Annotated in this window: 12 protein-coding genes; 7 read left to right on the top strand and 5 right to left on the bottom strand. The window is 70.1% G+C overall.

The features are described from left to right. Positions 1 to 11: 11 nt before the first annotated feature. A complete protein-coding gene (locus ACGFH8_RS14955; RefSeq protein WP_393367335.1) occupies positions 12 to 1727 on the top strand; it encodes an ATP-binding cassette domain-containing protein in 1716 nt (571 codons plus the stop codon). Next, positions 1717 to 3177 carry an aminotransferase class V-fold PLP-dependent enzyme gene (locus tag ACGFH8_RS14950; protein ID WP_393367334.1) on the top strand — a complete coding sequence of 487 codons (1461 nt, stop codon included), beginning with the start codon at positions 1717 to 1719 and terminating at the stop codon, positions 3175 to 3177. Before ACGFH8_RS14955 ends, ACGFH8_RS14950 begins: the two co-directional genes overlap by 11 nt. 18 nt (positions 3178 to 3195) lie before the next feature. Here ACGFH8_RS14950 and ACGFH8_RS14945 read toward each other — a convergent pair whose 3' ends face one another. Continuing rightward, complete coding sequence (locus ACGFH8_RS14945; RefSeq protein ID WP_393367333.1) at positions 3196 to 3594, bottom strand: hypothetical protein; 399 nt, start codon at positions 3592 to 3594, stop codon at positions 3196 to 3198. Positions 3595 to 3941: 347 nt separating this feature from the next. Between ACGFH8_RS14945 and ACGFH8_RS14940 the strand changes: the two genes are divergently transcribed. The 4 genes from ACGFH8_RS14940 to ACGFH8_RS14925 all read left to right on the top strand — a co-directional run bounded on the left by ACGFH8_RS14940 (position 3942) and on the right by ACGFH8_RS14925 (position 8070). Beyond that, the gene (locus tag ACGFH8_RS14940) at positions 3942 to 5189 is read left to right on the top strand and encodes a family 16 glycosylhydrolase (RefSeq protein ID WP_393367332.1); all 1248 of its coding nucleotides are present in this window, start codon (positions 3942 to 3944) and stop codon (positions 5187 to 5189) included. Between the two features lie 168 nt (positions 5190 to 5357). Then, positions 5358 to 6380: a DUF4331 family protein gene (locus tag ACGFH8_RS14935; protein WP_393367331.1), complete on the top strand. Its 1023-nt coding sequence runs from the start codon at positions 5358 to 5360 to the stop codon at positions 6378 to 6380. Positions 6381 to 6500: 120 nt separating this feature from the next. Next, positions 6501 to 7049, top strand: coding sequence for a hypothetical protein (locus tag ACGFH8_RS14930; protein ID WP_393367330.1), 549 nt, complete (start codon positions 6501 to 6503; stop codon positions 7047 to 7049). Between the two features lie 16 nt (positions 7050 to 7065). After that, positions 7066 to 8070, top strand: coding sequence for a hypothetical protein (locus tag ACGFH8_RS14925; protein WP_393367329.1), 1005 nt, complete (start codon positions 7066 to 7068; stop codon positions 8068 to 8070). Between the two features lie 51 nt (positions 8071 to 8121). Here ACGFH8_RS14925 and ACGFH8_RS14920 read toward each other — a convergent pair whose 3' ends face one another. Further along, positions 8122 to 8352 carry a DUF2188 domain-containing protein gene (locus ACGFH8_RS14920; protein ID WP_354942245.1) on the bottom strand — a complete coding sequence of 77 codons (231 nt, stop codon included), beginning with the start codon at positions 8350 to 8352 and terminating at the stop codon, positions 8122 to 8124. A gap of 72 nt (positions 8353 to 8424) precedes the next feature. After that, positions 8425 to 9072 (bottom strand): M23 family metallopeptidase, encoded by a 648-nt coding sequence (locus ACGFH8_RS14915; RefSeq protein ID WP_393367328.1) that lies wholly within the window; start codon positions 9070 to 9072, stop codon positions 8425 to 8427. Positions 9073 to 9263: 191 nt separating this feature from the next. On the opposite strand from ACGFH8_RS14915, the gene ACGFH8_RS14910 reads away from it, so the two are divergent. Then, positions 9264 to 9761 (top strand): hypothetical protein, encoded by a 498-nt coding sequence (locus tag ACGFH8_RS14910; protein WP_393367327.1) that lies wholly within the window; start codon positions 9264 to 9266, stop codon positions 9759 to 9761. 67 nt (positions 9762 to 9828) lie between these two features. On the opposite strand, the gene ACGFH8_RS14905 is transcribed toward ACGFH8_RS14910, so the two are convergent. Continuing rightward, a complete protein-coding gene (locus ACGFH8_RS14905; protein WP_393367326.1) occupies positions 9829 to 10512 on the bottom strand; it encodes a hypothetical protein in 684 nt (227 codons plus the stop codon). 16 nt (positions 10513 to 10528) lie between these two features. Further along, complete coding sequence (locus ACGFH8_RS14900; protein WP_393367325.1) at positions 10529 to 22213, bottom strand: putative Ig domain-containing protein; 11685 nt, start codon at positions 22211 to 22213, stop codon at positions 10529 to 10531. Positions 22214 to 22502 lie beyond the last annotated feature (289 nt).

The raw sequence follows: 22502 nt of genomic DNA, 5'->3' as shown, positions 1-22502 counted from the left end.
GGGCAGCCGACATGACGACCGAGCAGACCACCTCTCCGCCACGTGCCGGCGTCGGCATCGTCGCCAGTGCCCTGGGCCAGAGCGTCCGCGGTCCTCGCCAGATCCTCGCCGACATCTCGCTGGCCATCGCACCCGGTGAACTGGTCGCGATCATCGGCGCCAGCGGCGCCGGCAAGACCAGCCTGCTGGAGCTGCTGGCCGGTGTCCGGCGACCGACGGCGGGCGCCGTGACCTACGACGGCGCCGCCCCGGCGGGCGCGATCGGTTTCGTCCCGCAGGACGACATCATCCACCGCGAGCTGCCACTGGCCCGCACCCTGCGCCACGCCGCCCGGTTACGCCTGGCACCCGGCACCGGGCCGACCGAGGCCACCCGCCGAGTCGAGGAGGTGCTCGCCGAACTGCGCCTCACCGAACGGGCCGCCACCCCGGTGGGCCTGCTCAGCGGTGGTGAGCGCAAACGCGCCAGCATCGCCGTCGAGCTGCTCACCCGGCCCGGCGTGTTCTTCCTCGACGAGCCCACCTCGGGTTTGGACCCGGCGATCGCCGTGGAGTTGCTCCGGGTGCTGCGTACGCTCGCCGACTCCGGGACCACTGTCGTGCTCACCACCCACCAGATCACCGACGTGGACCGTTGCGACCGGGTCGTCGTGCTGACCCGACAGGGTCGTCTGGCGTTCACCGGCACACCCGCCGCCGCCCGGGAGTTCTTCGGCCTGCGGTCCCTCGCCGAGGTCCACCTGCGGCTCGACGAGGCGGCGCACCCGGCCGAGTGGCCCGACCGCTTCGCCGCCCAGACCGAGGCAGCCCAGAGCGACGCCGAGCACCGCGACGCCGAGTGGCGGCGCCGCGCCGGCGACGACAGTGACATCGCCCCGACGCCGCCCCGGCGGGTCGGGCGGCTGCGCCAGTGGGCCGTCCTCACCGCGCGCAACGCGGAGATCGTCGTCCGCAATCGGCTGACCCTGGCGATCCTGCTCGGCTCACCGCTGATGGTGCTCGGCATGTTCGCGCTGCTGTTCCGACCCGGGGCGTTCGAGCCCACCCGGCCGAGTCCGACAGTGACCGTGATGATCCTGTTCTGGATCGCGTTCGGCGGCTTCTTCTTCGGGCTGACCTACGGGTTGCTGCAGATCTGCACCGAGCTGGCGATCCTGCGCCGGGAGCGGCTGGCGGGTGTCCGGCTACTGCCGTACCTGCTGGGAAAGGTCGCGGTGCTGCTGCCGCTGTTGGCCCTGGTGGACCTGGCCCTGCTCGGGGTGTTGCGCGGGATCGACCGGCTGCCGCCGGTCGACGGCAGGGACTTCGCGGCCCTGTACGCGACCCTGCTGCTCTCCTCGGCGGCGGCGCTCACCCTCGGCCTGCTGTGCTCGGCTGTGGTCTCCGACGCGGCCCAGGCGACGCTCATGCTGCCGATGCTCTGCTTTCCGCAGGTGCTCTTCGTCGGAGCGATCCTGCCGGTGCCGGCCATGGCCGTCGGCGGTCAGTGGCTCAGCTTCGCGATGTCGAACCGCTGGGCGTTCGAGGGTCTGGGGCACACCGCGGGGGTGGAACGACTCTGGCGCGACGGCGGTTCCCCGCTCGGCCCGCCGCTGCTGGCCACGTACGGTGACAGCTTCTCCCGGCCGGTCTGGGTGAACTGGCTGGTGCTCGGCGGTTTCACGGTGCTCTTCCTCGGCGCCGCCTGGGCGGTGCTGGCCCGACGGGACTCCCGTCGTGCCTCCTGAGCCGATCCCGCACGCCTCCCCCACCGCGCTGCCGGGCTACGCCGCCACCGGCCGGATCGACGAGTTGCGCGCCACCGAATACCGGCACCTGGACACCGCCGGGCAGGTGTACCTCGACTACGCCGGCGCCGGCGTCGCGGCACAGGCCCAGGTACGCGAACATCACGACCGGCTGCTGGCCGGCCTGTACGGCAACCCGCACTCGGAGAACCCCAGCAGCGCGGCGGCCGGTTCCCTGGTGGAGTCGGCACGACGCGCGGTGCTCGACTTCTTCCGCGCGGATCCGTCCGAGTACGCGGTGGTCTTCACCCCGAACGCCAGCGGTGCCTGCCGGCTGGTCGGCGAGGCGTACGACTTCGGCCGGGGCGCTCCGCTGGCGCTGACCTGGGACAACCACAACTCGGTGAACGGCATCCGCGAGTACGCCCGGGCGGCCGGCGCGGCCGTGCGCTATGTGCCGCTGAGCGGGCCGGAGCTGCGGGTCGCGGAGTCGGATCTGACCACGGTGCTCGATGCAAGCCGTGGCGGGCGATGGGGTCGGCGTCGGGGTCGGCGCGGCCTGTTCGCCTATCCGGCGCAGAGCAACTTCTCCGGTGTGCAGCACCCGCTGGGCTGGGTGGAGCTGGCCCACCAGCACGGCTACGACGTGTTGCTCGACGCTGCCGGCTTCGCGCCGACGAATCGGCTGGACCTCAGCGTCGTCCGGCCGGAGTTCGTGTGTCTGAGCTGGTACAAGCTCTTCGGCTACCCGACCGGGGTCGGCGCGTTGCTGGCCCGCCGCGACGCGCTGGCCCGGCTGCGCCGTCCGTGGTTCGCCGGCGGCACGATCCGGGCGGTAAGCGTGCAGGGTGACTGGCACCGGTCGATGGACGACGAGTCGGCGTTCGAGGACGGCACGCTCAACTTCCTGAGCATCCCGGACGTGGAGTTCGGGCTGCGGTGGCTGGACTCGATCGGCGTGGACCTCGTGCACACCCGGGTCGGCCTGCTCACCGAGTGGCTGCTGGCGCGGCTGACCACGCTGCGGCACGCAAGCGGCCAACCCCTGGTGCAGGTGTACGGGCCGACGACGGGCGCGGATCGCGGCGGCACGGTGACGTTCAACCTCCGCGACCCGGACGGCGTCCTGGTCGACGAGCGGCTTGTGGCGCGAGAGTCGGCGGCGGCCGGCTTCGCCCTGCGGACCGGCTGCTTCTGCAACCCGGGCGCGGGTGAGGGCGCGTTCGGCATCAGCCGGGACTCGCTGCGGCGGCGGCTGTTGGCGCGGGTCGACACGATCGACAGCTACCTTGCCGAGCTGCGCCTACCGACTGGTGGCGCGGTCCGTGTCTCGTTCGGGCTGGCGTCCACCGCGACCGACGCGGAACGCTTCGTCGACTTCGTCCAGTCGACCTACCTGGACCGTGGTGTCGGCGTCGAGGCACCGCTGCCACCGCGGTTGCGGTGTTGACCCGGACGCGCAGGCGCGTCAGCCGACCTGGGCCACCGGCGCCGGGCGGTGCCTGATCTCCTCCATGAACGGGAACTGGGCGGTGAGCTCGGCGATCGTCAGCCCGGACTGCCAGGCGGCGGCCACCTTGGCGACCTGCAACAGGTCCATCACGTCGCCGCGCGCCAGCACCTCGCCGGACACCCGCAGGTCGATCATGAAGTAGCGGGCCTGCGATCCCAGCTTCACACAGACCACGCCCTGCCCGGAGTGCAGCTCGGCGCAGGTGAATCGGCTCCGCCCCTGCTCGGGGGCGGTGACCCGACCGAGATCGAGCCCGTGTCGGGCGGCGGTTTCGATGAGCGCGGGGGCCAGACCACCTCGCTCGACCAGATCCGGGTAGAGGCGCACACCCAGCGCCGTCGACGCGTCGCTCATGACTGACTCCCACTTCCTTGTGACAGAGACCAGCAGCGCGCAGGTTACGAGGAGGTTTCCCGCACGCCTCGTCATCCTGTCCCGGGTGGACGCCCCACGGCAATAGGAAGGGTCGATTCGACCGCCATCGAGTAACAGACGAGGCCACCGCTCCGGGGGTCGTCGCCTCCATCTCGGAGTCCCGGACGGTCGCCGAGCCGCGCTCGGCGCCGGCGCGCGAGGGGCGATGCGAGCGTATTGGAAACACTCTTGACAGAAAGACATGATATCGACATGCTTCTCTACAGAGAGCGCTCTCCGCCCTTTTCGTCGCGCAGCCTCCACCACTTTCCGCTGAGGAGCCTCCCGTGTTCACAGCCCGCACCCGGCCTCGTCCCCTCGTACTCCTGGCGGTTGCCCTCGTCGCGGCCGCCGCGGCGCTCGTCCCGGCACACCCCGACCGCGCCGAGGCCGCCATCGGCGCGATCAGCTGGCAGGACGAGTTCAACTCTCCGTCCGGCACCCCCGTCGACCAGAACAAGTGGCGCTTCGACACCGGCGGCGGCGGTTGGGGCAACAACGAGCGGCAGTACTACACGAACAGCACGAGCAACGCCGTCCACGACGGCCAGGGCAACCTGGTGATCACGGCCCGCCGGGACAATCCCGCCAACTACCAGTGCCACTACGGGCGCTGCGAGTACACGTCGGCGCGGCTGCTGTCGGCGGCCACCTTCACCCAGACCTACGGCCGGTTCGAGGCCCGGATCAAGATTCCGCGCGGCCAGGGCATCTGGCCGGCGTTCTGGATGCTCGGCACCGGCGGCGGCTGGCCCGACGCCGGCGAGATCGACATCATGGAGAACATCGGCCGGGAGCCCAACACCGTGTACGGCACCGTGCACGGGCCCGGCTACTCCGGCGGTGGCGGCATCACCGGCAGTCGCAGCATCGGGGCGCCCCTCGCCGACGGCTTCCACACCTACCGGGTGGACTGGGAGCCGAACGTGATCACCTGGTACCTGGACGGGGTCCAGTACCACCGGGTCGATCCCGCGCGGCTCGGCGGCAGCCGCTGGGTCTTCGACCACCCCTTCTTCATGATCCTCAACGTGGCGGTGGGCGGCAACTGGCCCGGCTACCCGGACGGCTCCACGCAGTTCCCCCAGCAGATGCTCGTCGACTATGTCCGGGTGTCCAGCTACACCTCCGGCGGCGGCGACCCGGCGCCCGGCACCAGCCGGATCAGGGGCGCGCAGAGCGGGCGGTGCGTCGACATTCCCAGCGCCAACCCGGTCGAGGGCGCCAAGCTGCAGATCTGGGACTGCAACACCACCGCGGCCCAGGCCTGGACCTTCGCCTCCGACGGGACGGTCCGCGCGATGGGCAAGTGCATGGACCCCGCCTGGGCCGGCACGGCGAACGGCACCGAGGTCAACCTGGTCAGTTGCAACGGCAACACCGCGCAGCGCTTCACCCTCAACGCCGCTGGCGACCTGGTCAACCTCAACGCCAACAGGTGCGTGGACGTGCGGGACGCCAACCCCAACAACGGCGGCAAGCTGCACCTGTGGGACTGCCTCGGCGCCGCCAACCAGAAGTGGTCTCGCATCTGACCGGCCGAGTGCGAAGGCGTGGGCCGTCCGAGGGAAACTCGGGCGGCCCACCGCCGTGCGGGCCGGCGCTCACCTCCTCGAACCGGATTGACTCGATGAGCGGAGGGCATGACTTACGCCCACTATGTTCGGATTAGTCCATAATCCGGCAGTTCCGGGAGTGAGCTCATGTCGCACCACCTCGATACCCCCCTGGCCGCCCAGGGCGGCCAGTTGTACATCGACGACCTGTACGTCTTCAACGGTGACCGCGCCACGGTGTTCGTCATGGACGTCAACAGCTCGGTGACCAAGGCCGACATCAAGCGCGGCTTCCACGCCGAGGCGCGCTACGAGATCAAGATTCACATCAACCGGTCCGAGGTGGAGGACCTCACCTACCGGTTCGCCTTCGGCGAGCCGGACGGCGACGCCCGGCAGGCCCTCCAGGTGTACGAGCTCAGCGGAGCGGACGCCCGCGACGACGCCGCGATGGGCACCCCCGTCGCCGAGGGGCGCACCGGCGAGGTGACCACCGGCGGCACCGTCCGGATCTGGGCCGGCCGGATCACCGACCCCTTCTACGTCGACCTCGACGAACTCGCCACCATCAACGGCGCCGTCAAGAACGGTTCGCGGGTGGACCGCTCGGCGTGGCGGGTCGACCAGGCCAAGAACAGCTTCGCCGGCACCACAGTCGAGTCGATCGTCCTTGAGGTCTCCCATGACGAGCCACTGCTGCGCGACGGTACTGAGATCGGCGTGTGGTGTCGCACCATGCTGGCCACCGACGCCGGCGGTTGGCGCCAGATCAACCGCGCCGGCCACCCGATGATGTGGCCGATCTTCTGGCCACACGACACCGACTTCTCCGACCCCGCCAACTTCCGGCACCCCGGCAACGACCTCACCGAAGGCGGCGAGGAGATCGCGAACGCGGTCGCCGGGGTGGTCAAGGCGAACGGCACCGCACCGGACCCCCAGGCGTACGGCTGGAGCGTCGCACGGCAGCTCTACCCCGACCTGCTGTCCTACCAGGTCGGCACGGCGGCGAACTTCGGTTTCGCGGTCCGCAACGGGCGCACCCTGGCCGACAACGCGCCCGAGGTGATGTTCTCCCTCGTGTTGAACACCGGCACGACCTCCGGGCTCACCCCGGAGGTGACCAAATCGGCCCGCGCCGAACGGTTCCCGTACGTGATCCCCGCCTGACCAGGCAGCCGCGCGCTACTCGCAGGTGGGAAAACGCCCTCTTAGTCCGATATGCGGTTGTTTGCGCAGATAGTCTCATCAGTGCAATCCCACGGGGGATGTCAGGACGAAGGAGACTTGATGCGCAGGAAACTTCTCGCAGCCGGCCTAGCCGGTTTCGCCGCTGCCGCCGCCCTCGCCGGGCCAGCCGCCGCGGACACGACGGGCGACACGATCGTGACCCTCACCGTCAACGCCGCCGGTGGCCTCTCGATCACGGTGCCCGCGACAGCGAACATCGGAAACGGCGTGGAGGGCACGACCGTCTCCGGCCAACTGGGCCCGGTCACCGTGCTGGACCAACGGGGATCGCTCACCCCGAACTGGACCGCCACCGTCGTCTCGACCGACTTCGTCACCGGCGGCGGCACCTCCGGGGAGACAATCCCGGCCATCAACGTCCTGTACTGGTCGGGTAACGCGACCGGGACGGCCGGCAGCGGCACCTTCACGCCGGGGCAGCCGACCTCGGCCCAGGCGGTGATCATCAATGTTCCGCGGACGGCGTTCAGTCACACGGGTGGCACCGGCAACAACTTCGCGAGCTGGAACCCCACGCTGCAGGTGAACGTTCCGGATGGAACCGTCGAGGGCGTCTACACCGGGACGGTGACACATTCGGTGGTCTGAGCCGCTCGGCCGGCTGGTGCTGCTGGCCTCGGTCGCTCTCGTAGCGGTCGGGGCGTCGGCGGCACCAGCCGTTGCCGCGCGGGAGCAGCGGTACGAACCTGGGGACGATCCCGCCGCGATCAATTTTCGATTGCTGGACATCCCCACCGCCCGGGCCGAAGATCCCCGCGCCCGGGTCTACATCATCGACCACCTCAAGCCAGGCGCGACGATCAGCCGCCGGGTCGAGGTGCGCAACGATTCTCCGGCGACGCAGAAGATCGAGCTCTACGCCGGCGCGGCCTCGGTCGAGAACACCGCCTTCACCGTGCCCGATGACCGCACCGGCAACGAACTCAGCGGCTGGATCAAACTGACGACGGCCGCCGTCGAGCTCGCCCCGGGCGAACGTGACTCGGTGGCGGTGGACATCGCCGTTCCGAAGAATGCGTCCAAGGGCGAGCGGTACGCCGCCATCTGGGCGCAGGTGACCAGCGGGTCGAAGCAAAACGGCAACGTGGTGCAGGTGCACCGAGTGGGTATCCGCGTCTACCTCGACGTCGGTCCGGGCGGCGAGCCGCCGACGGACTTCCGGATCGGCGATCTGGCAGCCGAGCGCGGAATCGGTGGGCTCCCCGTGGTCACCGCGATCGTCACCAACACCGGCGAACGGGCGCTGGACATGACCGGACGTCTCACGTTGAGCAAGGGAGCGGTCCAGGCCGGGCCGTTCAAGGTCACCAACGGCGTGACGATCCTGCCGGGCCAGAGCGGCAAGGTCCGCATCGCGGTCGATCAGTCGCTGCCCGCAGGCGTCTGGGACGTGCAGGTGTTTCTCGCCAGCGGGCTGGTGGAACGGAAGGCGGAGGGACGTATCAGCCTGCCCGTTGCGGCACCGATGGAGCTCGCCCAGTCCCCGAGACCGATCTGGCTCGCCTACGCGATCGGCGTCGCGGCGATGCTCGTGCTGCTCGTGCTGGTCGGCTGGTATCTCGCTCGACGACGACGGACACGATTCACGCCCGGTCACCGCGTGAGCTGACGCGGACTGACCTCGTCGGCGCGGCCGAGGAGGTCAGTCCGCGGGATGCTGTCAGCCCTCGATGTCCCGCGGGTCGCGGCTGCGGGGGTAGGTGTTCTTCTCCCCGATCGTGCCGTCCTGCTTCTTGATCACGTGCTCGACGCCGCGGTCGGCCGCCATCTCGCGGCCCTGGGCCTGCGCGTCGGCCTTCACGTCATGCGTGCTGGTGGCCCGCTCGTGGCCCTCCGGCTTGTTCTTCCACTGCCCGTCCTCGTGGTACGTGTCGACGTCACCCTTGGCCATGGCCGGCTCCTCTCCGCGTCTGAACTGTCCCCCCAGTCAGTGCCCCGAGCCGGGCCGGGCAAACCGCGGTGCTCAGGAGACGGCCGGGCAGTTGTTGCTCACCCGCCGGAGGATCTGTTCACGTTCGTCGGTGGTGATGCCCGACGCCGTGCCGTCGAAGTACGTCTCGACCTTGTCCCAGCCGCGTCGCTGCTCGTAGTGCAGGTGCGGCGCGCCGGAGTTGCCGGTGCTGCCGAGCCGCCCGAGCTGGTCACCCTGGGCGACCTTCTGACCGACAGCGACCAGGGGCGGTTCGAGCATGTGCAGGTACTGCGTCTCCCACTTGCCGCCGTGGTCGATCTTCACCCAGTAGCCGCCACCGCGCCCCCGTGGGCCGTCCGGGGTCTCCGGGGTGCGGCCGCCCAACGACCCGTTGATGCCCGCCACCGTGACCGTGCCGGCGGCGGAGGCGAGCACCGGCCGCCCCCACGCCTCGCCCTCGATCGGAAAGAAGTCCACGTCGTAGTCGTCGTGACCGGGGTAGGTGCTGAGCTGCCACGTCTCGCCACAGGAGACCGGCATCTGGAAGAGCGGGCGCGGGCCGGCCGGTCGCAGCATCGGCACCGCGACCACCGCGATGCCCAGGACGGCCGCCACCGCGACGAGCGCGAGGAGGATGCGGAGGGCGCGACTGCGAGGACGGCGGTGGGAAGGGGCTCTGGGCGGGCGGCCGGTCGTCATCGAGCCGAGCATGGCAGATGCCGGCAACACCTCGGCCCCCCGCGGGTCTGCACGATGTCCACTTTGGCAGTGCGCAGGGATCACGGCCGATAGGCTCGGTGCAAGGAGACGCAGCGGATTAGCACGTGATGACGGGAACAACAATGCGCAGGCCCTTTGAACTGACCGTGGCAATCGGAGCGGCATGCCTGGTGGCTTGTCCCACGCCCGCCCGGGCCGACAGCACCGGCGACGTCACGGCCACCGTCGTCGTCGCCGGCGGTGAACTCTCCATCATCGTGCCGGCGAGCGCAGATCTCGGGCAGGGGTCGCCCGACGAGGGCATCTCCGGTCAGCTCGGCACGGTCACCGTCGTCGACGATCGCGCACAGCTCACGGCGACCTGGGTGGCGACCGTGACAGCGACTGACTTCACCACCGGTGGCGGGACGCCGGAAGAGACGATCCCGGCCAGCACGATCGACTACTGGTCCGGACCAGCTACGCAGGACGTCGGCACCGGCGTCCTCGTACCGGGTCAGCCCACCGCGGCCGAGGCGGTGCCACTCGCCACGGGACCCAGGGCGTTCAGCAGGACCACCGGTGACGGACTGAACAGGGCCAGCTGGAACCCGACCTTGATCTTCGAGCTGTCACCGTCCACGGTGGTGGGCGTCTACACCGGAACGGTGACCCACTCGGTCGGCTGATCGGCGCCGTACGACAAGCGCCGGCTCGGCAACCGCCTCTCGGCGGCCACCGCGGCTCGCGGCTCGCTCAATCCAGACTGACCGCGCCGGCCATTCGGTCGGTGCTCTCGGTCGGTCGGGACGCCGAGTGGGCGTGCGCGGGCGCAACCCGGCGTCGGCGGTGGCGAAGCAACACGATCGCGCCCAGGCCGACGATGAGCAGCGCCACCACCGCACCTGCGGACCAGAGCCAGGACATGCCGGAGCGCTCCGCGGCCGGGGCGACGGCACCGGCCGGGAGCAGATCGGAGTGGGTCGCGCAGACGAGTGGCTTCTTGCCGTCCCTGGCGGTGGCACACGCAACCGTGGCGAGTCGCAGAAGATCCTTTGGCGTCTCACCGACCCGGGCCACAGTGGTGAAGGTGGACTCCTGACCCACAGTGAGGTCGGCGTCCCAGGTGACCGCGCCGTCCCGAGACTTGCCTCCGCGGTCGGCGGAGACGAGGGTCAACCCGGTCGGCAGGCTCTGCGAGACCTTGATGTCCGCCACTTTGGTGGTGCCGAGATTGCGGACGGTGAGCCGGTAGGTCAGCTCGTCGCCGGCGGCGACCTCGGTCCGGCCGTCGTCCACCGTGATGCTGAGCAGCGGGCCGGGCGGCGAGGCCGACGCGGACGGCTTCGGCGTTGGGGCCGCCGCCTGCGCCGGGGCGACCGCTGGCCCGGCCAGCACCCAGGCGGCCAGTGCGGTCGCCAGGACAGGGATCCTTCGCATGATGCTCCTCAGGCTGTTACTCGGTAATCGCCACGTACTCCAACGTCGTGGAGTACTCGTCGGCTACGACCGCGGGAATGCTGACCTCGTAGTCGTTGCCGATCGCGTCCCCGCCCGGCGCCGACGGCCCGGGCTGGCGGTGCACCACCACCGGCGTCACGTCGGAGAGTTCGCGGAAGACGCTGGTACCGCTCTCCCGTACCCTCAGGTTCTCGATCGGGATCGTGTACGGATTCGCGGGATTCGCCCCGACCAGTTCGGGCGCCAGCCCGCGCACTGTCACGGCGTACCCGGTGGGGCTGTTGGTGGTGACGGTCATCGTGACCGCCTCGGGCCGACCGACCACCTGCTGGGGCCGGCCGGTCAGGGTGAACCCGGCCGGCAGGCCAGACAACGTGATCGACTGCGCGGCCACGACGACAGTTGCGGTGCACGCGGCGGCACCTCCACCCGCCGGGCAGGTGTTTCCGAGGGTGGTGGAGGCCACGGTGTTGACCAGGCTCCCGTCCCCGGAGACCGGTTGGTTGACGGTGACGCTGTAGGTGATCGCGGCGGTGGCGCCGACCGGCAGGTCACCGGTCCAGGTGAGCACCGGGGCGCTGTAGGACAGCACGCCCGTGGTGGTGACGGCGTCGCCCGGGTACACGGCATCGTCGAGGACGTCGACGAGTGAGTCGGTGACGGCAGCGCCACTGTAGGGCGCCTGCCCACTGTTGGTGATCAGCACCGAATACTGCACCGTGCCACCGGCGACGACGCTGCCGGTGTTCGCGGTCTTGGTGATGGTCAGCTCCGGGATCAGGATCGCGACCGTGGCGGTGCACGAGGGTGACCCAGGACAGTCCGCGCCCACCGTGCTGGAGCTGACCGTGTTGGCGAGACTCCGGTCGCCGGTGCTCGGGAAGTTCACAGTGACCGAGTAGGTGATCACCGCGACCGCCGCGACCGGGAGGTCACCGGTCCAGGTCAGCACCGGCGCCGCGTAGGAAACCAGGCCGGAGCTGGCGGTGGCGTCCGCGTTGTACACGGCGTCGTCGAGCACCCCGGTGAGCGAGTCCGCGAGGGTCGCGCCGGTGTATGGCGACTGCCCGGTGTTGGTGACCGTGATCGTGTACGTGACGGTGCCGCCGGCGGTGACGGTGGCGGTGTCCGCGGTTTTGGAGATGCTCAGCCCCGGGATCAGGATGGCCACCTGGACGCTGCACCTCGGGTCGGTGCTGCCCTCCGCGCAGTTGTTGGCCGGCGCGTCGGAACTGAGCGTGTTGACGAGGGTCCGCCCGCCGACCTGACTGTTGTTGACCGTCACGGTGTAGGTGATCGTCACGGCGGTGCCGACCGGCAGGTCACCGCGCCAGGTCAGCACCGGTGCCACGTAGGAGACCACCCCGGAGCTGGAGGTGGCGTCGGCGTTGTAGACCGCGTCCCCGAGCAGGCCGGCGAGCGAGTCGGTGATCGTCGTGTCGACGTACCCCGTCTCTCCGGTGTTCGTGGCGGTGATGGTGTAGGTGACGGTGCCACCCGGCGTGATGGTCGGGTTGTCGGCGGTCTTGTCGATGACAAGGCCGGGCAGCAGCACGGCGACGCTGACGGTGCAGGCCGGGCCGGGCGCGGCGGTCGGGCAGTTGCTACCGGGCGCGTTGGAGGTGACGGTGTTGGCCATGACCCGGTTGCCGGTGTCCGGGTTGTTGACCGTGACGGTGCCGGTGATGACGACCTCCCCGCCGATCGGGATGTCGCCGGTCCAGGTGACGACGGTGCCGACCACGGTCAACGTGCCGGAGCTGGCGACCTGGTCCCCATTGGGCCGGGAGTCGTCAAAGCGGTTCGCGAGGTTGGTCACCCCCTGGATGCCCACGTACGGGGTGGGCCCGGTGTTGGTCAGGGTGACAGTGAACCGGACGACGCTGCCGGGCGTGGTGGTGGCCACGTCGGCGACGTTGGTGATGCTGAGCGACGGGATCAGCACAGTGACGGTGACCGTGCAGGCCGGATCGGTTCCCCCGGCCGGGCAGTTGCTGCCCGGCGTGGTGGAGGTGACGGCGTTGGTCATGCTCCGGTCGCCGTCGGAGGGGTTGTGCACCGCGACCGAGTAGGTGATCACGGTGCTGCCGCCGACAGCGAGGTCACCGGTCCAGGTCAGGGTCGGCGCGGCGTACGACACCACGCCGCCGGTGGCGACCGCGTCGTCGTTGAAGGTGGCGTCGTCGAGCACGGCCGCGAGGCTGTCGCTCAGGGTGGCCCCGGTGTAGTCCGTCTGCCCGCTGTTGGTGACGGTGATGGTGTAGCCCACCGTGCCGCCCGGGGTGGTGGTGCCGACGTTGGCGTGCTTGTTGATGCTCAGGGCCGGCAGCAGCACCTGGACGGTCGCCGTGCAGGCCGGATCCGAGCCTCCGGGCGGGCAGTTGTTGCCCGCGGCGGTGGAGCTGACCGTGTTGACCAGGACGTTCCCGCCGGTCTGCGGATCGTCGGCGGTGATGGTGTAGGTGATGGTGACCGACCCGTCGATCGCCAGGTCACCGGTCCAGGTGAGGGTCGGCGCGGCGAAGGCGACGACGCCCGAACTGGCGACGGCGTCACCGTTGTAGGTGGCGTCGTCGAGCAGGCCAGCCAGGTCGTCGGTGACGGTGGCACCGGTGTACGGGGTCTCGCCGACGTTGGTGACGGTGATGGTGTAGCCGACGGTGCCGCCGGGGACGGTGCTGGCCCGGTCCGCGGTCTTGAGCACGCTCAGCGCCGGAATGAGGATGGTGACCGTCGCCGTGCACGCCGGATCGGTTCCGCCCGCCGGGCAGTTGTTGCCGGGTGCGGCGGAGCTGATCACCGAGGTCATGATCCGGTTGCCCGCGTCCGGGTTGTTCACCGTGAGCGTTCCGGTGACGGTGAGCACCGCACCGACCGGCAGGTCACCGGTCCACCTGATCGACGCCGTACCCGGCACCAGGACCAGAGCGCCGGTCGAGGCCGTCGCGTCGCCGGTGTAGGTGGCGTCGTCGACCGAGCCGGCGAAGTCGGCCGTGATCTCGATCGCGGTCAGCGGGGTCGTTCCGGTGTTGGTGGCCGTGGTGGTGAACCGGACGGTGCCGCCCGGTACCGAGGTGGGCGCGTTCGCCGTGTTGACGATGCTGAGCACCGCCACCGTCACGGTGGCCGTACAGGCCGGGTTGGTGCTGCCGACGGCGCAACTGCTGCCGACGGCCGGCGAGCTGACCCGGCTGGTCAGGAGGCGATCGCCGGTGTCCGGATCGGCGACCGTCACGGAGTAGGTGACAGTGGCCGTCGCCCCCGGGGCGAGGGTGCCGGTCCAGAGCAGGTTCGGGCTGGTGAAGGTGACCGTGCCGGTGCTCGCGGTGGCGTCGCCGTTGTAGGTCGCGTCGTCCAGCAGCCCGGCCAGCGCATTGGTCACCGTGACGCCGGTCTGCGCGGTCTGTCCGGTGTTGACGATGGCGATGGTGTAGCCCACCTGCGCGCCGGGCGTGGTGCTGGCCGTGCCGGCGGTGATGGTGATGCCCAGGCCGGGCGTGAGGACGGGTACCAGCACCGAGCAGTCCGGGTTGGAGCTGGCCGGCGGGCAGGTGCTGCCGGGCTCGGTCGAGGAGACGGCGTTCACCATCGTCTTGTCGCCCGGGTCGGGGCTGAGCACGGTCATGGTGTACGTGATGACCGTGCTCTGTCCCGCTGGAAGATCGCCGGTCCAGGTCAGTGTCGGGGCCGCGTACGCCAGGCTGCCGACGGTGGCGGTGGCGTCGTTGCCGAAGGTCGCGTCGTCCAGCGCGCCGGTCATGTCGTCGGTGACCACCGCGCCCAGGTACGGAGCGGTGCCGGTGTTGGTGACGGTGATGGTGTAGCCGACCGTGCTGCCGGGTGTCGTCACCGGCGTGTTGGCGACCTTGACGATGCTCAGCGCCGGCACCAGAACGTCCACCCGGACGGTGCAGCGCGCGTCGGTGCCGCCGACCGGGCAGTTGTTCCCCTGGATCGCCGAGCTGGCCGTACTTGTGATGATCTTGTTGCCCGGGTCCGGATTTCGGACCAGGAAGGTGCTGGTGATGGTGACCACGCCGCCCAGCGGCAGGTCGCCCATCCAGCTGAGACCGTCCGGTCCGACCACGAGGGTGCCGGAGGTTACGGTGTCGCCGATCGGCACGACATCGTCAAGCAGGTCGGCGCCGCCCAGGTTGACGGAGGCGCCAAAGTACGCTGTGCCGCCGTCGTTGGTGATGGTGGTGGTGAGGACGACCGTGCCGCCGGGCAGCACGGTGGCCATGTCGGCGGTGTTCTGAATGGTCACCTGGGACACGCTGACCCGCGCGGTGCACCGCGGGTCGACGCTGCCAGGGGAACAGTTGTTGTTCTCGGCACTGGAGACCACCGTGTCGACCATCAGGTTGTCACCGGTGACCGGCAGCACCGTCACGCTGTAGGTGATGGTCACCGACCCGGCTGCCGGCACGTTGCCGGTCCAGGTGAGCACCGGAGCGGCGTAGCTGATGGTGCCCACTCCGCCGGCCGAGGCGTCGTTGTTGTAGACGGCGTTGCCGAGCACGTCGGCCAACGAGTCGTCGAAGGTCGCGCCGAGGTACGGGGTGAGTCCGGAGTTCGACACCACCACCGTGTACGTGACCACCGACCCGACGACGGCCGAGGGCACGCTTGCCGTCTTGGCGAACGTCAGTTGGGTCTCGTCGGCGACCGCGACGGTGACGGTGCACCGGGGGTCGGTGCCGCCCACCGGACAGTTGGCTCCGGCCGCGGCGGTGCTGGCCACGTTGACAAGCGCGTCGTCACCGACCACGGGATTAGCGACGGTCACGGTGTAGGTGATCGTGACGGTGGCACCGACGGCCAGGTTGCCGGTCCAGGTGAGCACCGGCGTGGTGTAGGAGACCGTACCGGCCGTGGCGCTCGCGTCCGCGTTGTAGGCCGCGTCGTCGAGGACGCCGGTCAGGTCGTCGGCGACGCTGGTCGCGGTGTACGGAGTCTGCCCGCTGTTGGTGATGGTCAGCGTGTACGCCACCGTGCTGCCCGGAGACGTCGTCGGGGCGCTCGCGGATTTGGCGACGGTCAAGGCGGGGGTCAGGACCTGCACACTCGAGGTGCACCCCGGCGCCGTCGTCGTCGCGCTGCAGGAGCTGCCGACGGCGGTGGATTGCAGGGTGTTGAGCATGATCTTGTTGCCCAGGTCGGGCGAGCGCACCACCACCGAGTAGGTGACCGTGACGACCGCACCGACCGCCAGGTCACCACTCCAGGTGAGGGTGGTGCCGGCCAAGGCCACGGCGCCTGCGCTGGCGACCGCGTCACCGTTGTAGATCGCGTCGTCCAGCACCGCGGCCAGCGCGTTGGCCACACTGATCGCGGTGTACGGCGCAGTACCCGAGTTGGTGATCGTCACTGTGTAACCGACGGTCTGTCCCGGCACGGCGGTCGCCGTGTCGGCGATGACGTCCAGGGCGAGGCCCGGCACCAGCACGGCCACGCTGAAGACACACCGCGGGTCGGTACTCGCGGGTGGGCAGTTGTTGCCCGCGGCCGAGGAGAGCGCCCGACCGGTGATCAGCCGGTCGCCGGTGTCCGGGTCGAGAACGGTGGCGGTGCCGGTCAGCGTGATGGTCTGTCCCACCGCGATGTCACCGGTCCAGACCGCACCGCCACCGCCGGCGGTCAGCGTCCCCGAGGAGGCGGTCTGGTCGCCGGTGGGCAGCACGTCGTCGATGAAGCCGCCAAAGTCGAGGTTCACCCGGGTGTTCAGGTAGGGAACCTGGCCGGTGTTGGTGAAGGTCGCACCGACCCGGATCACCCCACCCGGCCTGACGGTGGCCGGTTCGGCGCTCAACGCGATCACCAGCCGGGCCACCGGCACGCTGACCGTGCAGCGGACGTCGCTGCCCCCCACGGTCGGACAGTTACTGCCGGACGCCCCCGAGCTGACCCGGTTGGTCAGGCTCAGGTCACCGGCGACCGGATCGTTCACCGTCACCGAGTAGGTGACAGTCACCGATCCCCCGATGGCCAGGGGTCCGTTCCAGATCAGGTTGGGGCTGACGAAGGCGACCGTGCCGGCGGAGGCGACCGCGTTGTTGTTGTAGCCCGCGTCGTCGAGCACGCCGGCAAGCGCGTCGGTGACGGTCAGCGTCGGGTACGCGGTCTGTCCGGTGTTGCTGATGGTGACGGTGTAGCCGACGGTCGCGCCCGGCGTGGTGGTCGGCACGCTGGAGGCCTTGGTGATGGTCAGTGCCGGCACCAGCACCAACACGGTGGCGGTGCACCGCGCGTCGCTGCTGCCCGTCGCGCAGTTGTTGCCCGGGGTGCTGGAGACCACCGTGTTGACAAGCGACTTGTCGCCCGGGTCCGGGTCGAGGATGGTCATCGAGTAGGTGATTGTCGCGGCGGCGCCGACGCCCAGCGGGCCCACCCAGCTCAGGTTGGGCGAGGTGTAGCTGACCGTGCCGGACGTGGCGGTGGCGTCACCGTTGTAGGTGGCGTCGTTGAGCGGGTTGGCCAGCGAGTCGGTGAACTGCGCGGCTGCGTACGCCGTCTCACCGGTGTTCGTCACGGTGATGGTGTAGGTCACCACCCCGCCCGGGACGGTGGTGGCGCTGTCCGCGGTCTTGACGATCGTCAGCGCGGGCAGCAGCACCGTGACGGTGGCCGTACAGGCCGCGGAGGGCGTGCCGGGCGGGCAGTTGTTGCCGGCCGCCGTCGAGCTGAGCGTCGAGGTCAGCGCCCGGTTTCCGGTGTCGGGGACCTGGACCGTCACGGAGAAGCGAACGGTGACTGTCGCTCCCATCGCGAGTGCACCGGTCCAGGTCAGCACCGACCCGGACACGCCGACGGTGCCGCTGTCGGCGGTGGCATCGGAGTTGTAGACGGCATCGTCGAGCACGCCGGCCAGCGGGTTGGTGACGCTTGTCGTCGCCGGGTAGGCCGACTCGCCGGTGTTGGCGATGGTGATCGTGTAGCCGATCGTGTCGCCGGGCGTGGCGGTGGCCGCGCTGGGGGTGTTGGTCAGGGTCAGTCCGGGCAGCAGCACGGCGACCGTCGCCGAGCAGCGGGCGTCGACGCTGCCGGTGGCGCAGTTGGCACCGGGCGTGGGCGAGACGAGCTGGTTGACCATCGACCGGTCACCGGTGGCGGGATCGCTTACCGTCACCGAGTACGTGATCGTGGCGGATGCGCCGACGGCGAGGTTACCGGTCCAGGAGATGGTCGGGCTGCTGTAGCTGACGACGCCGGAGGTGGCGGCCGCGTTGGCGTCGTAGGCGGCGTCGTCGAGCACCCCGGCCAGCGAGTCGGTGAAGCTCGCCCCGAGGTAGGCGGACTGGCCCGTGTTGGTCACGACGATCTGGTAGGCCACCACCGAACCGGGCGTCGTGCTCGGCACGCTCGCCGTCTTGAGCAGCGTCAGCCCGGGAATCAGGATGGTCACGGACGAGGTGCACCGCGGGTCGACGCTGCCGGGAGCACAGTTGTTGCCGACCGCCGAGGACGACACCACGCTGGTCAGGACGCGCTCGCCGGTGGTCGCCGAGCTGACCGTCACGCTGAACGTGACGGTCACGGTCGCGCCGACCGCGAGGTCGCCGGTCCAGGTCAGGTTCGGGCTGGTGTAGGCGAGGACTCCGGCGGTGGTGGTCGCGTCATTGTTGTACGTCGCCCGGCCGAGCAGCCCGGCCAGCGAGGTGGTGGCACTGATGCCGGTGTACGCGGTCTGCCCGGTGTTGGTGATGGTGACCGTGTAGTCGACTGTCGAGTTGGGTGTCGTGTTCGCGGTGCTCGCGGTGTTGGTCAGGACCAGGCCGGGCACCAGCACGGTGACAGTCGCGGTGCAACGGGCGTCGTTGGCGGCGGCCGGGCAGTTGCTGCCGAGGCTGCCGGAGCTGACCGTGTTCGTCATGACCTTGTCGCCGGGGTCCGGCACGCGAACGGTAACCGTGTACGTGATGGTGGCGCTGGCGCCGACCGCCAGGATGCCGGTCCAGGTCAGGTTCGGGGAGCTGAAGGAGACCGCACCTGTCGTCGCCGCCGCGTCGTTGTTGTAGACCGCGTCGTCGAGCACCGCGCCCAACGCGTCGGTGAAGGTCGCGGCCGGGTAGGCGGCCTGGCCGGTGTTGGTGACCGTGACGGTGTAGCTGACCACGTCGCCGGGTGTCGCGGTGGTCCTGTTCGCCGTCTTGACGATGGTGAGCGCGGAAATCGGGACGTTGACGGTACAGCGGGCGTCGAGGCTTCCGGTGGCGCAGTTGCCGTACGTCGGCGAGGTGACCGCGTTGGTCAGCATCAGGTCACCGGTTGGCGGGCTGGCCACGGTGACCGAGTAGCTGATGGTCACGGCCGCTCCGGCGGCCAGGTTGCCGGTCCAGCTCAGCGTCGGGTTGACGAACGAGACGGTGCCCGAGGTGGCGGTCGCGTCGGCGTTGTAGACCGCGTCGTCGAGCACCCCGCCGAGCGGGTCGGTGATCGTCACGCCACTGAGCGCACCCGAACCGGTGTTGGTCGCGCTGATCGTGTAGTTCACCGTTCCGCCGGCCGCCACGGTGGACACGTTCGAGGTCTTCGTCACGACCAGTGGCCCGGTGGTGATCACCAGGGTGACCGGTTGGGTCGCCTGTTGGCCGGCGGCGTCGACCACCCGCACTGTGAAGCTGGAGCTGCCCTCGGTGGTGGGGGTGCCGGAGAGCAGACCGGTGCTCGGGTTCAGGGTCAGACCCGGCGGCAGCGTGCCCGCGCTGACCGACCAGACGAACGGCGCGGTGCCGCCGTTGACCGTGAGCTGAGTGCTGTAGGGAATGCCGACCTGGCCGGGCGGTGGCGGCGGGAACGTCAGCGTCGGTGACGCGGTGATGCCGAGGGAGACTGTCCTGGTGGCGGCCTGGCCGAACGAGTCGACCACCCGGACGGTGAACGAGAAGTTGCCGCCGAGGGTGGGGGTGCCGGAGAGCAGACCGGTGCTCGGGTTCAGGGTCACACCCGGCGGCAGACTGCCCGCGCTCACCGACCAGACGAACGGGCCGGTGCCCCCGTTCACAGTGAGCTGGGTGCTGTAGGCGATGCCGACCTGCCCCTGCGGCGGTGGCGGGAAGGTCAGCGTGGGCAGCGGCGCTATGACGATGCTCAGCGCCTGGGTGGCCGCCTGGCTGCTGGCGTCGACCACCCGGACGGTGAAGGAGAAGGTCCCGGCCGTGGTGGGGGTGCCGGAAAGCAGACCCGTGCTCGCGTTGACGGTCATCCCGGGCGGCAGGCTGCCCGCACTGATCGACCAGGCGAACGGTGCCGTACCGCCGTTCACGGTCAGCTGGTTGCTGTAGGGGACGCTGACCTCGCCGGCGGGCGGCGCGGGGTTGGTGAGGCTGGGCGACTGGTTCGGGATGACCGGTGCGGACTGCGCCGAGGGCGGTCCGGCGCCGCCCGCGTTGCGGGCCGTCACCGTGAACGTGTACGCGGTGCCCGGGGTCAGCCCGGCCACCGTCTGGGTGGTCGCCGCGCTGGCGAAGGTCTGTGGGGTCTGCGCCACCCCGCCGATGTACGGGGTGATCACGTACGAGGTGATCGGGCTGCTGTTGGCGTTGGGGGCGGTCCAGGTCAGCGTGGCCGAGGAGTCACCGGCGCTGGCCGCCGTGATGGTGGGGGCCCCGGGCACCGCGTACGGCACCACCGCGTTGGACGCCGGACTCGTCGCGCTGGTGCCGATCGAGTTGACCGCCGCGACGGTGAACGTGTAGCTCGCGCCGACCGTCAGCCCGGAGATCACCCGGCTGGTGGTGGACGCGTCGTACGTGATCGGGGTCTGCGCCACCCCGTTGCGGACAGGGGTGACGATGTAGCTGGTGATCGGGCTGCCGTTGCTCGCCGGAGCCGTCCAGGTCACCGTGGCGTTGGCCAGGCCGGCGGTCGCGGTCGGCGCGGTCGGGGTGGCCGGCGCGTCGGTGTAGACGTAGGTGGCCGCGGCGGCGACACCCCGGGTGACCACTGTGACGTTCACCGTGGCGGCGCTGCTGCGCGCGGGCATGGACGAGATGCTCAACGTCCCGTCGCCGTTCACCGTGAAGCAGCCGGGCGCCGGGCCGGACGGGCAGGGCAGCAGGGTGACCGGGGTACCTGCCTGCTGCTGGGCCGTGGTGCCGATCTCGATGGCGGTCGCCCCGGCGATGTTCGTCCCGCCGACCGTCACCGCGACGCCACCGGCGATCGTGCTCGTCGCGGGCGAGACGGTGATGCCGCTCGGCGTCGCCGGCGGCGTGCCCACGACAGTGGTGGTGGAGATTCCGGGGTTGCCGTCGATGGACGAGGCGGTGACCGTCGACTGCGTCTGGATGATCGACGGTGTGACGGCGGACCCGGTGACGATGGCGACCACCGAGATCGGTGGCAGTGAGGTCCCGTTGGCGAAGGGTCCGTTGCTGTTGGTGCAGGTGACGGTCTGCCCCGTTGGCGCCGCGCAGACCCAACCGCTACCGAACGCGCCAACCGGCACCACGCCCGGCGGCGTGGTCGCGGTCATCGAGACCGGGGCTGTTTCGTTGGCGCCGACGGCGACCGAGGGAACCACCGTGTAGTTGACCGGATCACCGGGTTGGGGGTTCGGGCCGGTGTAGCTGGTCTGCGTGACGTTCAGGTCGGGCACCGGGTTGAAGGTCACCACGTTGGTGTTGTCGACCTCGTGGTTGTCCACCACGGAGCCGGTGGACGCCACCCAGCCGAAGGCGAGTTGGCGCGGGATGCCGTTGCTGTTCAGCCAGTTCGGTGAGGGGTAGAGGCCGGCGGCGACCGCGGGTAGCGCCCCCTCCAGGACCCGCGAGACGCTCGCGCCGACCGGCCGGAAGACCACCATGTAACGTCCGGCCGCCACCACCAGACCGGAGGCGGTGGTGAACGTCGAGGTGGTCGGGTTGATGACCACCTCGACCGGTACGACCGAGCCGGCGCGGTTGTTGGCCCGCAGTGGGACCACTGGCGACGATCCGTTGGTGGCGGTGCTGTTCAGACCGCAGTAGCCGACCGTGCCGCGACCAGGTCCCCGCACGAGCACCTGACCCGGAATCCGGGAGGCGGTGACGAAGGCTGGGTCGGTACAGCCGCTCCCCTGGTAGGTGGTGGTGCTGTAGTTGCCGAAGACGTCGAACCCGATGCCCAGGTAGCCGTTGGCCAGACCGGGCAGTGTCCTCGTACCGGTGTAGCCCAGCCCTCCCCCGGACTGGCCGATGCTGGCCGGCGCGGCCGGGTTGGCGGGGTCGACCGCCGCGAGGACGAGGGTCATCCCGTCCGCACCGCCGGTGTTGCCGTACTGGTAGAGGTTGAAGGTCATGTCCAGCCCGGACGCGGTGGGCACGCTGGTCGCCCCGAAGAGCCCACCGGTCCGGTTGATGGTGGCGTCGGTGAGTCGCAGCTTGCCGCTGCCGGGCGCGTCGGTCTGCGTCGCACAACTGTGCAGGGCTCCGGTGCTGACGTTGCCGGAGGCGCTCAGGCAGGCGAAGTTCGCGGTGGTGGACGCCGCGGGTAGGGCCGGCAGGACGATCGGGCCGAGTCCGTCCGGGGTGTTGTTGTGGAAGGGCTGGTTGAACAGGACGGTGCCGGCTGCCTCGGCGACGACCGGGTTGAGCACGGCGACCAGAGTGGCCAGCAGGGTGCCCACCACGCCAACTGCGGTTCGGCGTCGGACCTCGCGCCGACCGAACAGTCGCGAGGACCGGGTGCGGGTGTTCAACGGGCCACGTCCGTGCTGTCGACGATCGCGACAGTCAACGAGGGGCGCACGCCGTTCGTCGCGGCACCGCTCCGACCCCGTCTCGCCGTAAAGCCATTCACCATCGCCACGGACATGCGTCAACCCCCCATAAGACGCACTAAGGCTATGTCAGCCGATAAGCCGCTCTCAGGCATAATCCGGAAAGACAGGACAAATTGGGGCACGGACCGGACCTGAGCGTGATTTCGTGAATCGTGAAAGACGCTCGGCGGATGGCGGTCGGCCCGCCGGCCAGACCAATCGGGAC

Source organism: Micromonospora sp. NPDC049175, from assembly GCF_043197345.1.
Lineage (GTDB): Bacteria > Actinomycetota > Actinomycetes > Mycobacteriales > Micromonosporaceae > Micromonospora.
This window is presented reverse-complemented; position numbering and strand designations above follow the sequence as displayed.